At 73.1% G+C, this 14,165-nt stretch carries 10 protein-coding genes; 4 read left to right on the plus strand and 6 right to left on the minus strand.

Translation table 11 applies throughout. The features are described from left to right. The 4 genes from ACFWJO_RS34685 to moeZ form a co-directional block, all read left to right on the plus strand. Positions 1 to 1,122: hypothetical protein (locus ACFWJO_RS34685; RefSeq protein ID WP_386871762.1), on the plus strand; the 1,122-nt coding region annotated here is incomplete at its 5' end. A 121-nt stretch (positions 1,123 to 1,243) separates the two neighbouring features. Beyond that, entirely contained in the window at positions 1,244 to 2,206 is a 963-nt protein-coding gene (locus tag ACFWJO_RS34690) for an NAD-dependent epimerase/dehydratase family protein (protein ID WP_384421203.1), read from the plus strand. Continuing rightward, on the plus strand, positions 2,194 to 2,943 hold the full coding sequence (locus tag ACFWJO_RS34695; RefSeq protein ID WP_386871764.1) for a spherulation-specific family 4 protein: 750 nt from the start codon (positions 2,194 to 2,196) through the stop codon (positions 2,941 to 2,943). Before ACFWJO_RS34690 ends, ACFWJO_RS34695 begins: the two co-directional genes overlap by 13 nt. A gap of 75 nt (positions 2,944 to 3,018) precedes the next feature. After that, the gene (moeZ, locus tag ACFWJO_RS34700) at positions 3,019 to 4,197 is read left to right on the plus strand and encodes an adenylyltransferase/sulfurtransferase MoeZ (RefSeq protein WP_384421207.1); all 1,179 of its coding nucleotides are present in this window, start codon (positions 3,019 to 3,021) and stop codon (positions 4,195 to 4,197) included. Between the two features lie 76 nt (positions 4,198 to 4,273). Here moeZ and ACFWJO_RS34705 read toward each other — a convergent pair whose 3' ends face one another. From ACFWJO_RS34705 to ACFWJO_RS34730, 6 genes are all read right to left on the minus strand, one after another. Beyond that, the gene (locus ACFWJO_RS34705; protein WP_386871766.1) at positions 4,274 to 5,857 is read right to left on the minus strand and encodes an alpha/beta hydrolase; all 1,584 of its coding nucleotides are present in this window, start codon (positions 5,855 to 5,857) and stop codon (positions 4,274 to 4,276) included. A 52-nt stretch (positions 5,858 to 5,909) separates the two neighbouring features. After that, complete coding sequence (locus tag ACFWJO_RS34710) at positions 5,910 to 7,505, minus strand: alpha/beta hydrolase (RefSeq protein ID WP_386871768.1); 1,596 nt, start codon at positions 7,503 to 7,505, stop codon at positions 5,910 to 5,912. Between the two features lie 80 nt (positions 7,506 to 7,585). Beyond that, a complete protein-coding gene (gene narI / locus ACFWJO_RS34715) occupies positions 7,586 to 8,311 on the minus strand; it encodes a respiratory nitrate reductase subunit gamma (protein WP_386871770.1) in 726 nt (241 codons plus the stop codon). Beyond that, positions 8,311 to 8,943, minus strand: coding sequence for a nitrate reductase molybdenum cofactor assembly chaperone (gene narJ / locus ACFWJO_RS34720; protein ID WP_386871772.1), 633 nt, complete (start codon positions 8,941 to 8,943; stop codon positions 8,311 to 8,313). Before narJ ends, narI begins: the two co-directional genes overlap by 1 nt. Then, positions 8,940 to 10,484 carry a nitrate reductase subunit beta gene (gene narH / locus ACFWJO_RS34725; protein ID WP_386871774.1) on the minus strand — a complete coding sequence of 515 codons (1,545 nt, stop codon included), beginning with the start codon at positions 10,482 to 10,484 and terminating at the stop codon, positions 8,940 to 8,942. Before narH ends, narJ begins: the two co-directional genes overlap by 4 nt. Before the next feature lie 4 nt (positions 10,485 to 10,488). After that, complete coding sequence (locus ACFWJO_RS34730; RefSeq protein WP_386871803.1) at positions 10,489 to 14,130, minus strand: nitrate reductase subunit alpha; 3,642 nt, start codon at positions 14,128 to 14,130, stop codon at positions 10,489 to 10,491. Positions 14,131 to 14,165 lie beyond the last annotated feature (35 nt).

Raw genomic sequence — 14,165 nt, forward strand, 5'->3', positions numbered from 1 at the left:
GGGCATGCCGAAGCGATTCAGCAGCAGCCTGTACGGCCCGCGCGGCGGGGCCCCGCCGATCCGGTCAAGGCCCTGATGCACCGCCACCGCGAGCTGTGCGAGCGGGCCGTCGACCCGCTGGAGATCGCCGCCGGACTCGAGGCGCACGGCGTGACCGACCGGACCGCCGCCCGCTTCCGGCACCGCGACGTCTTCTCCCTCGCCGAGGAGCTGTACGCGCGCGTCCCCCGCGGCGAGGCCGCACCGGCCCGGACCACGCCGGAACCGGCGGCCGGCACCGGCCGCGGCGCCTGGGCCGTCGTCGCCTGCGTCCCCGGCGCCGCCGCCGCACTCGCCACCGCCGCCCTCGCCGTCACCACCGACGGGCTGCACATCACCGCCGGTCTCCTCGGTGCGCCGGCCCTGGCCGCCTCGCTCGCCCTCGCGGTACGCGGCGGACCGCTCCGCGCCGCCGGCCGCACCGCGTCCGCCACCGTCCTCGGGGCCCTCTGCACGCTCTGGCTGCTCGCTTACGCGGCGGCCGGTGACGGCCTGCTGGACCAGCTCCTCGGCGGCGGGCCGGACGGCGGCCCGGCCGTCGTCACCGTCCTGGACGGCCCGGTCGCCGACGGCGGATGGGCGTTCGACACCGGCCCGCTGCTCGCCCTCGCCCTGTCCGTCGCCCCGGCCGCCTGGTGCGCCCGGCTCTTCGCGGTCCGCGCCCGCCGCAGACTCGCCGCCAGCCGGGGACTCGCCGACTTCGCGGCCGGTGCCCGCCCGCTGCTCCTCGGCAGCGTCCTGCTCCATCTCGCCGCCCTGGCCGGGCTGCTCGCCCTCACCGGCTTCCACCCGGGAGCCCTCGCGCTCGGCACCCTGCTGCTGCTCGCCCGGCTGCTCGCCGTGCACGGCTTCCCGGAGGCCGCGGCCGGCACCCTCGCCGCCGCCTGCGCGGCCGAGGGCCTCGCGCTCGCGAGCGTCCTCGCCGCCCGGCTGCCGGGCTTCGACGTCCTCGGCGCCCCGGTCCGCGCCCTCGTGGCGCTCGGCGGCCCGGCGGCGGTGCCCGCCCTGGTCTGCGGCCTCGCCGCCCTCGCCCTGCTCGTCCACGCCACCGAGGCGCTGTCCCGGGCCTCCGCCCACGTCTGAACCGCCGCACCCGCGGAGCCGACGCCGCGGGCGCGCCCCCACGCAAGACCTCCCAAGGAGAAGGAAGAGACATGACACCCCGATCCCACGCCACGGCCGGTCGGCACGAAGGGGCCGCACGATGAGGGTGCTGCTGCTCGGAGCCAACGGATTCATCGGCCGGTTCGTCGCCGACCGCCTCCTCGCCGACCCGGCGGTCCACCTCACCGCCCTCGGGCGCGGCGACGACGCCGACGTCCGGTTCGACCTCGCGACCGGCAGCCCCGGCGCGCTCACCCGGTTCCTCGACGCCGTGCACCCCGGCGTCGTCGTCAACTGCGCGGGCGCCACCCGCGGCGGCGCCCGCGACCTGACCCGGCACAACACCGTCGCCGTCGCCACCGTCTGCGAGGCGCTGCGCCGCAGCGGCTGCGGGGCCCGCCTGGTCCAGGTGGGCTGCGCCTCCGAGTACGGGCCCAGCCAGCCCGGCTCGTCCACGGCCGAGGACGCGGTGCCCCGGCCCGGCGGCCCGTACGGCGTGTCCAAGCTCGCGGCGACCGAACTCGTCCTCGGCTCCGGCCTCGACGCGGTCGTGCTGCGGGTCTTCTCGCCGGTCGGCCCCGGCACCCCGGCCGGCTCCCCGCTCGGCCGGCTCGCCGAGGCGATGCGGCGTGCCATCCAGGCCGGCGACGGCGAGCTGAAGCTCAGCGGCCTGGGCGTGCAGCGGGACTTCGTGGACGTCCGTGACGTCGCCCGCGCCGTGCACGCCGCCTCGCTCTCCGCCGCCCAGGGCGTCGTCAACATCGGCACCGGCCGCGCGGTGAAGCTCCGCGACGCCGCCGCCGTGCTGGCCCGGGTCGCCGGGTACGCCGGTCAGCTGCACGAGATCGACGGGCCGCCGCCGCGCCCGGTGATCGGCGCGCCGCGCACCGAGGCGACCATCGCCGAACAGCTGGCCGCGGCGCCCTACCCGTACCCCGACGGCTGCGGACCCTGGCAGCAGGCCGACGTCCGCACCGCCCGCGACCGGCTCGGCTGGCGGCCCCGGATCAACCTGGAGGAGTCACTGGCCGACATCTGGATGGAGGCGGCATGTCGCATCTGACCGCCACCGGGACGGCGGCCGGGACGGTCACCGAGACGGGTCTCGGCGTGCCGGGGTACGCCCACCCCCTGCTCGCGCCCGTCGAGTGGGCCGAGCTCACCCGCCCCGGCACACCGGTCCACTGGGCCGTGCTCAACGTCGCCGAAGGGCCGGGCGACCGGCCCGACCCGCACTGCCTGGAGGCGGCGGGCAGGCTGCGCAACGCGGGCGTCCGGGTGCTCGGCCACCTCGGCCTCGACCACGGCTCGCGGCCCTTCGGCGAGATCGTCACCGACGCCCAGCGCTACCTCGACTGGTACAAGGCGGACGGCTTCTACCTGGACCGCGCCCCGGCCGACCGGGCCGGCCTGCCCGGTGTGCGGCGGATCGCCGCGACCCTCGAGGCGCTGCGCGAGGACGAGGTCCACCTGGTCCTCGGCCACGGCACCCACCCGTACCCGGGCTACGCGGAGGTCGCCGACCAGCTGGTCACCTTCTCCGGCGCCTGGGCCGACTACCGCTGGTCGCAGGTCGCGGAGTGGACGGCCGACTATCCGGCGCGCAAGTTCGCGCACCTCGTCCACGGGGTGCCGCGGACCCACCTGGAGGAGGCGCTGCGGATCGCCCGCTGGCAGGGCGCCGGCACGGTGTTCATGACCGACCGCAGGGGCCGCCCGGGACAAAGCGACCAATTCCATACGCTGCCCGGCTACTGGGACGAAATTGTCTCGCGTATCGGACGGGGTGTCTCGGAATGAGGAGGGCCGTGGCAGTGTTGTGCGGAGAACAAGTGTCGTACTGACATCCCGACCATCTGTATTGACGAGGTCTCCGTGTCGCTGCCACCCCTGGTCGAGCCGGCCGCCGAGCTCACCGTAGACGAGGTCCGCAGGTACTCCCGTCATCTGATCATCCCGGATGTCGGGATGGACGGACAGAAGCGGCTGAAGAACGCCAAGGTGCTGTGTGTGGGCGCCGGCGGTCTCGGCTCCCCGGCCCTGATGTACCTGGCCGCGGCCGGTGTCGGCACGCTCGGCATCGTGGAGTTCGACGAGGTCGACGAGTCGAACCTGCAGCGCCAGATCATCCACAGCCAGTCCGACATCGGCCGTTCCAAGGCCGAGTCGGCGCGCGACAGCGTGCTCGGCATCAACCCGTACGTGAACGTGATCCTTCACGAAGAGCGGCTCGAGGCCGAGAACGTGATGGACATCTTCAGCCAGTACGACCTGATCGTCGACGGCACGGACAACTTCGCGACCCGCTACCTGGTCAACGACGCGTGCGTGCTCCTCAACAAGCCCTACGTGTGGGGCTCGATCTACCGCTTCGACGGCCAGGCCTCGGTCTTCTGGTCCGAGTACGGCCCCTGCTACCGCTGCCTCTACCCGGAGCCGCCGCCGCCGGGCATGGTCCCGTCCTGCGCCGAGGGCGGCGTCCTGGGCGTGCTGTGCGCGTCCATCGGCTCCATCCAGGTCACCGAGGCGATCAAGGTCCTCGCCGGCGTCGGCGACCCGCTGGTCGGCCGTCTGATGATCTACGACGCCCTGGAGATGCAGTACCGCCAGGTCAAGGTCCGCAAGGACCCGAACTGCGCGGTCTGCGGCGAGAACCCGACCGTCACCGAGCTCATCGACTACGAGGCCTTCTGCGGCGTCGTGTCCGAGGAGGCCCAGGAGGCGGCGCTCGGCTCCACGATCACTCCGAAGCAGCTCAAGGAGTGGATCGACGACGGCGAGAACATCGACATCATCGACGTCCGCGAGCCGAACGAGTACGAGATCGTCTCGATCCCCGGCGCCCGCCTGATCCCGAAGAACGAGTTCCTGTTGGGCAACGCCCTCCAGGACCTCCCGCAGGACAAGCGGATCGTCCTGCACTGCAAGACGGGTGTCCGCAGTGCGGAAGTCCTCGCCGTCCTCAAGTCCGCGGGCTTCGCGGACGCGGTGCACGTCGGCGGCGGCGTGATCGGCTGGGTCCACCAGATCGAGCCCGAGAAGCCGGTCTACTAGAACCGGTCCTTCCCGGCGGTACGAGGAAGGCCCCGGACCTGGTTCAGGTCCGGGGCCTTCCGGCTGCGCGCGGCCGTCAGGAACAGGTCGTGCCGTTCGCCGGGACCGTGCCCTTCAGCAGGTACGCGTCGATCGTCTTCGTGACGCAGGCGCCGGAGCCGTACGCGCCGTGGCCCTCGCCCTTGTTGGTGACCAGGACGCCCACGCCCGGGCCCAGCGCCTTCGCCATCCGCTCGGCGCCCTCGTACGGGGTGGCCGGGTCGCCGGTCGTGCCGACGACCAGGACCGGGGCGGCGCCGGGAGCGCTCGCGTCCATCACCTTGTACTCGCCCCGCACCGGCCAGTCTGCGCACCAGCCGGCGGTGTCCCAGGCGAGGAAGGCGCCGAAGACGGGGGAGAGGCGGCGGAACTCCGGGAGCAGCGCCCGCGCCTGGTCGAGGGTGGGGCGCTCGGCGGAGTCGGCGCAGGAGATCGCCCGCTGCGAGTGCGACTGGGTCGAGTAGTGGCCGGTGGCGTCCCGGTCGTTGTACCAGTCGGCGAGCGCGAGGAGTTCGGCGCCCGAGCCGTTCTCCGCCTTGTCCAGCGCCGAGGTGAGCAGGGGCCAGCTCTGCTGCGAGTAGAGCGGCATGACCACGCCGGTCAGGGCCAGGGAGTCGGTGAGCCGCCGGTCGCCGACCGCGAGCGGCCGGCGGTCGAGCTTCTCCAGGAGCCGGACGATCCGGGCCGTGCCCTCCTTCGGGTCCTGGCCGGTGGACTTCAGGTAGTTGTCCAGGGCCCGCTGGAAGCCGACGGTCTGGTTGCGGGCGTGGCCGACCGCGTCGGCGGTCGGGTCGACGACCGCGTCGAGCACCATGCGTCCCACGTTCCGGGGGAAGAGGTGCGCGTAGGCGGCGCCCAGCTGCGTGCCGTACGAGATGCCGAAGTAGTTCAGCTTCGCGTCGCCGAGGACCTGGCGGATGAGGTCCATGTCGCGGGCGGTGTTGCTGGTCGTGGTGGCCGAGATGACCGGTCCGGAGCGGCGTTCGCAGCCCTTGCCGAAGGCGGCGGCGTCGGCGCGGAAGGCGCGCTCCTCGGCGGCCGTGTCGGGCGTGTAGTCGACGGTCCGCTCGGCCTTCGCCTGCTCCGCGTCGTCCCGGCACACCACGCCCGCGCTGCGCTGGACGCCGCGCGGGTCGAAGGAGACCAGGTCGTAGCGGCTGCCGAGGGCCGTGTACTCGGCGGCGCCGCGCGGCAGGATGTCGACGCCGGAGCCGCCGGGACCGCCGAAGTTGAAGAGCAGCGAGCCGAGCCGGGCGTCCTTGGACCCGGCCTCCTTGCGGATCAGCGCGATCGGGATGGTCGCGCCGTCGGGCCTGGCGTAGTCGAAGGGCACCTTGACGGTGGCGCAGCGCCAGGAGGAGCCGGGGGCCTCGCCGCCCTCGGGAGCGGTGCAGCGCCGCCAGTCGGGCCGCTGCCCGGTGAGCGCGGCGGGCAGCGCCGGGCCGCCGGCGGCGGCGCTCGCCGAGGCGGACGGCCGGGCGGACGGGCTGGTCGCCGCGGGCTTGGGGTCGTCACCGGCGACGGCGCCGTCACCGGAGGCCGTACAGCCCGCCGCGAGCAGTCCTCCGACGGCGAGGGCCGCCCCCGTACGTATGCCACCGCGTATGAACGAGCGCCCCATGCGCCACCCCCTGATCCGTACCGGACCGCCATCGTAGGCGGCGCCGGACGCGCTACGGGCAGACGGTCCCGGAGGCCGGCACCTTGCCTTCGAGCAGGTAGGCGTCCGTCGCGGCCTTCACGCACGCGTCGCCGCTGCTGTAGGCGCCGTGGCCCTGGCCCTTGTACGTGAGCTCCACGCCGACGCCCTTGCCGAGGGCCTCGACCATGGAGCGGGCGCCCTCGTACGGCGTGGCCGGGTCGCCGGTGTTGCCGATGACCAGGATCGGGGCGGAGCCGGCGGCGGAGACGTCCGGGTTCTCCCAGGTCCCGGGCACCGGCCACGGGGAGCAGTTGGCGAGGGCCCAGCCCATGAAGTCGCCGAACACCGGGGAGGTCTTGCGGAACTCGGGGAGCCGCTCCTTGGCCTGGCCGAGGGTGTAGCGCTCCTTGAAGTCGACGCAGTTGATGGCGGCGTTCGCCGCCTGGATGTTGCTGTAACTCCCGGTCTGGCTGCGGCCGTTCATCGAGTCCGACAGGGCGAGCAGCAGCGCGCCGTTGCCGCCGTCGGCCTCGTCGAGGCCCTGCTCCAGATAGGGCCAGAACTCCTGCGAGTACAGCGCCTGCGCGATGCCGTTGGCGGCCTGGGTCTGGGTGAGCTTGCGGTCGCCGATGCCCGCGATCGGCTTCGCGTCGAGCTCGGCGAGCAGGCCGATGACGAACTCCTCGATCTCGGCGACCGTCGAGCCCGGCAGCACGCACTCCTCGGCGCGGTCCACGCAGTCCTTGGCGAAGTTGTCCAGCGCGAGCTGGAAGCCGCGCGCCTGGCCGAGTGCGCCCTCCTCCACGCCCGCCGAGGGGTCGACGACCGCGTCGAAGACGGCGCGGCCGACGTTCCGGGGGAAGAGGTGGGCGTACACGCCGCCGAGCTCGGTGCCGTACGAGATGCCGAAGTAGTGGAGCTTGTCGTCGCCGAGGACCCGGCGCATCAGGTCCATGTCGCGGGCGGCGTTCTCGGTGCCCACGTGGGGGAGCCGGGGTCCGGAGTTCTTCTCGCAGCCGTTCGCGTACTTCTTCTGCGCGTCGGAGAGGGTCCGCTCCTCGGCGGCGTCGTCGGGCATGAAGTCGAGCGCGTAGAAGGCGTCGAGCTCCTTGTCGCTCGCGCACTCGACGGGTGCGCTGCGGCCGACCCCGCGCGGGTCGAAGGAGACCAGGTCGTAGCGGGAGCGGAGGGTCTCGAAGTCGCTCGCGAAGCCGGGCAGGCCGGTGACGCCGGAGCCGCCGGGGCCGCCGAAGTTGAACAGGAGCGAGCCGATCCGCCGGCCGCGGTCGGCGGCCCTGGCGCGGATCAGGGCCAGGTCGACGGTCTCGCCGTCGGGCTTGGCGTAGTCGAGCGGCGCCGTCATGAAGGTGCACTCCCACGGCGTCCCGCCGGGCAGCGGCGTGGGTGCGGGACCGCCGCCCTCCGCCGGGGACGGCGGCAGGCACGGCCCCCATTCGAGCCGCTGCGCCGCGAGCGCGTCGAGCCCGCTCGGACCGGTGGACTCGGGCGTCGCCGAGCCTCCGTCGTCGGAGCACCCGGCGGTCGCGGCGAGCAGAGCGGTCGCGGTCAGCAGGGCGGCGCTCTGGGCAGCGCGCCGGGCGGGACGCTGGGCGGCGGAGATCGGCATGCCCCCATCGTGGGCCGCCCGGCGTACGCCCGCGCGGGGCAGGGGGCCATGTGGGTGGCGGCCCGGCACCGGCCCGCCGGTCAGGACACCCGGTCCCAGCCGCGCTTCGGCTCGCGGACGGCGACCCCGCCGGGGCGGCGGCGCCGGTAGACCACGAAGGGCCGGAAGAGGTACTTCACCGGAGCGGCGAACATGTGGACGAGCCGGGAGTACGGGACGAGCGCGAAGAGCGTGAACCCGAACAGCACGTGCAGCTTGAACACCAGCGGCGCCCCCGCCATCAGCGACCAGTCCGGCCGCAGCGTGAACAGCGAGCGGAACCAGACCGAGACGCCCTCCCGGTAGTTGTAGCCGTCCGTCGTGCCGGTCGAGTTGAGGACGGTGGCGAGCAGCCCGAGCGCCATCGCGCCCAGCAGCACCCCGTACATCACGCGGTCGCTGCGCAGACTCGCCCGCCGCACCGCCGGCACCCGCAGCCGGCGGAAGACGAGGATGCCGATGCCGACGGCCGCGGCGACTCCGGCGACGGCGCCGGTGGACACCGCCATCAGGTGGTAGGCGTGGTCGCTCAGCCCGATCGCGTCGGTCCACGACATGGGGACCAGCAGACCGACGACGTGTCCGAGGACCACGAACGCCATGCCGAAGTGGAACAGCGGCGAGCCGATCCGCAGCAGCCGCGACTCGTGCAGCTGCGAGGAGTGGGTGGTGATGCCGAAGCGGTCGTGGCGCCCGCGCCAGACCGTGCCCGCGACGAGCAGGACGACCGAGACGTAGGGCAGCACGCCCCAGAGCAACAGGTCCATCAGCGTGTGATCCCTTCCGGGCGGGTCGTCGGCCACGGCAGCTCCACCCCGGGGCCGAAGGGTTCGAGTCCGACCAGCTCGCGCGGCGGGCCGGAGCGGGCCAGCGCCTTCGCCTCCTGCCTGGTGGCGGGGGAGGGCCCGGGCAGGGTCGCGCAGACGGCTTCGAGGACGCGGGTGTACGGGGTGCCGGTGGCGGCGAGCGCGAGCCGCAGCAGCTCCAGACCGGCCCGGTGCTCCTGGAGCAGCTCCGTACCGGCGTCGACGTGCTGCCCGGCGAACTCCAGGGCCGCGGGCAGGAAGTCCGGCAGCTCGTCACCGGCGAACTCCAGACCGTGCGCGCGGTAGATCCGCTTCATCCGCACCAGCGCCAGGCCCCGGCGCCGGGTGTCGCCGTCCGTCCACCAGGTCAGGTAGAGGCAGCGGCGGTTGCGGGTGTCGAAGGTGTCCGTGTAGTGCGCGGCGAGGTCCATCGGGTCGGTGCCCTCGACGTGACCGAGGAAGCCGGCCAGGGGACCCGGCTCCGGCAGCTCGTCCAGGGCGGCCCGCAGCAGGGGCAGTTCGGCGTACAGCAGCTCGTCCGGGTACTGCAGACAGCGTGCGGCGACCAGCCGGACGACGGCGGTGGGGTTCACGCCGACCTCCTCGTCGGGCCGAGGTTCAGCATCACGCGCTTCTCGGCCACCGGGCACTCCGCCTCCAGCGGATGCGCGTCGGCGAGCGCGTCCGCGTCCGCGCGCGCCGCCGTCGGGATCACGTACCGGTCCTCGTACTTGGCGACCGCGAGCAGCCGGAACATGTCCTCCATCTCCTCGCCCGTCAGGCCGACCGCCTTCGCGACCGACTCGTCCCGCTCCTCGCCCAGGTTCACGGCCCGCATGTAGGCGCGCATCGCCGCCATGCGCCGCAGCACCGCCTCCACCGGATACGTGTCGCCGGCCGTCAGCAGCTCCGCCAGGTACTCGACCGGGATCCGCAGCGCGTCGATCGCGCCGAAGAGGTTGCCCGCGTCCTCGCCGTCCCGGCCCGTCGCCGCGACCGCGTCGACGACCGGGGAGAGCGGGGGCACGTACCAGACCATCGGCATCGTCCGGTACTCCGGGTGCAGCGGCAGCGCGACCTGGTAGGTGGCGATCAGGTCGTACACGGGCGAGCGGCGGGCCGCGTCCAGCCACTCCTCGGTGATCCCCGACGCCCGGGCCGCCGCGGCCACCGCCGGGTCGTGCGGATCGAGGAACGCCTCCAGCTGCGCCGGGTACAGGTCGTGCTCGTCCTCCACGGCGGCCGCCTCGGCCACCTTGTCGGCGTCGTACAGCATCACGCCCAGGTAGCGCATGCGGCCGACGCAGGTCTCGGAGCAGACCGTCGGCATGCCGACCTCCACGCGCGGGAAGCAGAACGTGCACTTCTCCGCCTTGCCGGTCGCGTGGTTGAAGTACACCTTCTTGTACGGGCAGCCCGTCACGCACATCCGCCAGCCCCGGCAGGCGTCCTGGTCGACCAGGACGATCCCGTCCTCCTCCCGCTTGTACATCGCCCCCGACGGGCACGACGAGACGCACGCCGGGTTCAGGCAGTGCTCGCAGATCCGGGGCAGATAGAACATGAAGCTCTGCTCGAACTCGAAGCGGATCTTCTCCCCGACCTCGTCGCGGCGGGCCCGGACCTTCTCGACCAGCGGGTCCTTCGGGCCGTGCTCGGGCGCGCCGCCCAGGTTGTCGTCCCAGTTCGGGCCCCACTCGACCGTGTCGAGCGGCTCGCCGGTGAGCTGGGAGACCGGGCGGGCCACGGGCAGGTCGTCGCCCGCCGGCGCCTCGGTCAGGTTCCGGTATTCGTACGTCCACGGCTGGTAGTAGTCGTCGAGCTCCGGCAGCTCGGGATTGGCGAAGATCTGCCCGAGCCGCTTCAGCCGGCCGCCGGCCCGCAGCCGCAGCCGCCCCGAGCGGGTCCGCTCCCAGCCGCCCTTCCAGCGCTCCTGGTCCTCCCAGCGGCGCGGATAGCCCTGGCCGGGCAGCGTCTCGACGTTGTTGAACCAGACGTACTCGGTGCCCTGCCGGTTGGTCCACGCCTGCTTGCAGGTGACCGAGCAGGTGTGGCAGCCGATGCACTTGTCGAGGTTCATGACCATCGCCACCTGGGCCATGACGCGTCCGATGGTGACCTTGTCACGGGGCATGGGATCAGTACTCCACCTTCTGGTCGCGGCGGCGGATCACCGTCACCTCGTCGCGCTGGTTCCCGGTCGGGCCGAGGTAGTTGAAGGCCCAGGTCAACTGGGCGTAGCCGCCGACCAGATGGGTCGGCTTGAGCATCACGCGGGTCAGCGAGTTGTGGATGCCGCCGCGGCGGCCGGTCCGCTCCGTCTTCGGCACGCCGACCGTGCGCTCCTGCGCGTGGTTCATGTAGACCGTGCCGGCCGGCATCTTGTGCGAGACGATCGCGCGGGCCGTGACCACGCCGTTGCGGTTGACGGCCTCGATCCAGTCGTTGTCCCTGACGCCGATCGCCTCGGCGTCCTGCGGGGACATCCAGATCGTCTGCCCGCCGCGGCCGAGCGTCATCATGTACAGGTTGTCCTGGTACTGGGAGTGGATCGCCCACTTGTTGTGCGGGGTGAGATAGCGGACCGCGACCTCCCGTCCGTCCGTCGAACCCAGCTCCGGCTCCCCGTAGAGACGGTGCATGTCCAGCGGCGGCTTGTAGACCGGCAGGGCCTCGCCGACCTCGTGGATCCAGTCGTGGTCGAGGAAGAAGTGCTGCCGCCCGGTGAGCGTGTGCCAGGGCTTGAGGTGTTCGGTGTTGACGGTGAAGGCGGTGTAGCGGCGCCCGCCCGACTCGCTGCCCGACCACTCCGGCGAGGTGATCACCGGCACCGGCCGGGCCTGCGTGTCCGCGAAGGTGATCCGCCTGCCCTCGGCCTCCGCCGCCAGGTGCGCCATCTCCGTGCCGACCCGCTTCTCCAGCGTCTCGAAGCCCTGGGTGGCCAGGCGCCCGTTCGACGTCCCGGAGAGCGAGAGGATCGCCTCGCAGGCCCGCTGCGCCGTGTCCAGCCGCGGCCGGCCGTCGGCGACGCCGCCCCGCACCCGGCCGTTCTTCTCGCCCAGGTACGCGACCTCCTCGCCGACCTCGAAGGTGACCGCCTTCGTGGTGACGCCCAGTTCGTCGACGAGCGGCCCCAGCGCGGCGAACTTCTCGCCCACCGCCCCGTAGTCCCGCTCCACGACCGTCAGGTTGTACATGCTCCGCCCCGGCACCGGAGGGCACTCGCCCTTCGACCAGTCGAGGGCCACCCCGCCCGGCTGCGCCATCTCGCCGCCCGGGGTGTCGTGCTGGAGCGCGGTCGCCACCAGGTCCCTGCGCACGCCCAGGTGCTCCTTCGCCAGCTCGCCGAAGCGGCGGGCCAGTGCGAGGAAGGCGTCGTAGTCCGAGCGGGCCTGCCAGGGCGGGTCGACGGCCGGGGTGAAGGCGTGCAGGAAGGGGTGCATGTCCGTGGACGACAGGTCGTGCTTCTCGTACCAGGTGGCGGCCGGCAGCACGATGTCCGACAGCAGGGTCGTGGACGTCATCCGGAAGTCGAGCGACAGGAGCAGGTCGAGCTTGCCCTCGACGTCCTCGTCCCGCCAGGTGACGTCGCGCGGCGAGCAACGCGGCCCGCCCTCCGGCAGGTTGGAGTGGGTGCCGAGCAGGTGCCGGAGGAAGTACTCGTTGCCCTTGGAGGAGGAGCCGAGCAGGTTCGCCCGCCACACGGTGAGCACCCGCGGCCAGTTCTCCGGCGCGTCCGGGTCCTCGCCCGCGAAGCCCAGCGTGCCGTCCTGGAGCGCCCGCACGGTGTCGCCGACCGGGTCCGCCTGCTCGCCCAGGTCGAGCGGGTTGCGGTCGAAGGTGGGGTACGAGGGCATCCAGCCCATCCGGGCCGCCGCCGCGAGGCAGTCGGCGCCCGAGAGACCCGCGAACCGGCCCTCGCCGAGCGGGGAGGCCAGCGACTCGGCCGGCAGCGTGTCGTACCGCCACTGGTCGGTGTGGAGGTAGAACCAGCCCGCGCCGATCATGTGCCGCGGCGGCCGGCCCCAGTCGCTCGCGGAGGCGAGCGTGGCCCAGCCGGTCACCGGCCGGCACTTCTCCTGGCCCACGTAGTGGCCCCAGCCGCCGCCGTTGCGGCCCTGGCAGCCGGTGAGGGTGAGCAGGGCGAGGAAGGCGCGGTAGATCGTCTCGGAGTGGAACCAGTGGTTGGTGCCCGCGCCCATGAGGATCATGCAGCGGCCCCGCGAGCGCTCGGCGGTGTCCGCGAACTCCCGGGCGACGCGGGCGACCTGCGCCGCGGGGACCGAGGTCAGCGTCTCCTGCCAGGCGGGCGTGCCGGGCGCGGCGGCGTCCTCGTACGAGCCGGGCCAGTCGCCGGGAAGACCGGGGCGGCCGACGCCGTACTGGGCGAGCAGCAGGTCGTACACGGTGGTGACGAGGCGGTCGCCGAGGCGTCGCACCGGGACGCCCCGGCGCAGCACTTCGCCCTCCTCGTCGAAGCGCGGCAGCACCACCTCGGCGGCCTCGCCCTCCTCCAGGAGGGAGAGCCGGGGCCGCACGTCCCCGAGGTCCAGGTTCCAGTCCGGCTCGCCGCCGGTGCCCCAGCGGTGGCCCAGCGTGCCGTTCGGCACGACGGGCGCGCCGGTGGCGTCGTCGACGAGGACGGTCTTCCACTCGGCGTTCTCGGTGTCCAGGCCGAGATCGGCGGCGGTCACGAACTTCCCCGGCACCAGGCCCCGTCCGGTCTCCCGCAGGGTCACCAGGAACGGCAGGTCGGTGTAGGTCCGCACGTAGTCCGCGAAGAACGGGGTCTCGCGGTCGACGAAGAACTCCTTGAGCACCACGTGCCCCATCGCTAGCGCGAGGGCGCCGTCGGTGCCCGGGTGCGGGTGCATCCACTCGTCGGCGAACTTGGTGTTGTCCGCGAAGTCCGGCGACACGGTGACGACCTTCTGGCCCCGGTAGCGGGCCTCCGTCATCCAGTGCGCGTCCGGCGTGCGCGTGACGGGCACGTTGGAGCCCCACATCAGGAGGTAGGCCGCGTCCCACCAGTCACCCGACTCCGGTACGTCGGTCTGGTCGCCGAACACCTGCGGCGAGGCCACCGGCAGGTCCGCGTACCAGTCGTAGAAGGACAGCATTGGCGCGCCGATGAGCGAGTGGAAGCGGGCGCCCGCCGCGTGCGAGGCCATCGACATCGCGGGGATCGGCGAGAAGCCGGCCACCCGGTCCGGGCCGTGCTCCCTGATGGTGTGGACGTGCGCGGCGGCGGCGATCTCGATCGCCTCCTCCCAGCTCGCCCGCACGAGCCCGCCCTTGCCGCGGGCCTGCTGGTAGGTGCGGCGGCGCACCGGGTCGCGCTGGATGTCCGCCCAGGCGAGCACCGGGTCCTTCAGTCGCTTTTTCGCCTCCCGGTACATCGACAGGAGCGTGCCGCGGACGTGCGGGTAGCGGACCCGGGTGGGGGAGTAGCTGTACCAGGAGAAGGAGGCGCCGCGGGGGCAGCCACGCGGCTCGTACTCGGGCCGGTCGGGGCCGACGGACGGATAGTCGGTGGCCTGGGTCTCCCAGGTGATGATCCCGTCCTTGACGTACACCTTCCACCGGCACGAGCCCGTGCAGTTGACCCCGTGGGTGGAGTACACGACCTTGTCGTGGCTCCACCGGTCCCGGTAGAAGGACTCGCCCTCACGGCCCCCGGTGAGGTGCACCGAGCGCAGGTCCCCGGAGACCTCGGCGCCTGCGGCGCGGGAGAAGAACCTCCCCGCGCGGAGAAGGGTCTCGGCGGCGTTCGGCTCCATCGACACGTCTGGCTCCTTCACGACACTGCTGCCAA

The sequence above is a fragment of the Streptomyces sp. NPDC127092 genome, from assembly GCF_042722475.1.
Classification (GTDB): Bacteria; Actinomycetota; Actinomycetes; order Streptomycetales; family Streptomycetaceae; genus Streptomyces.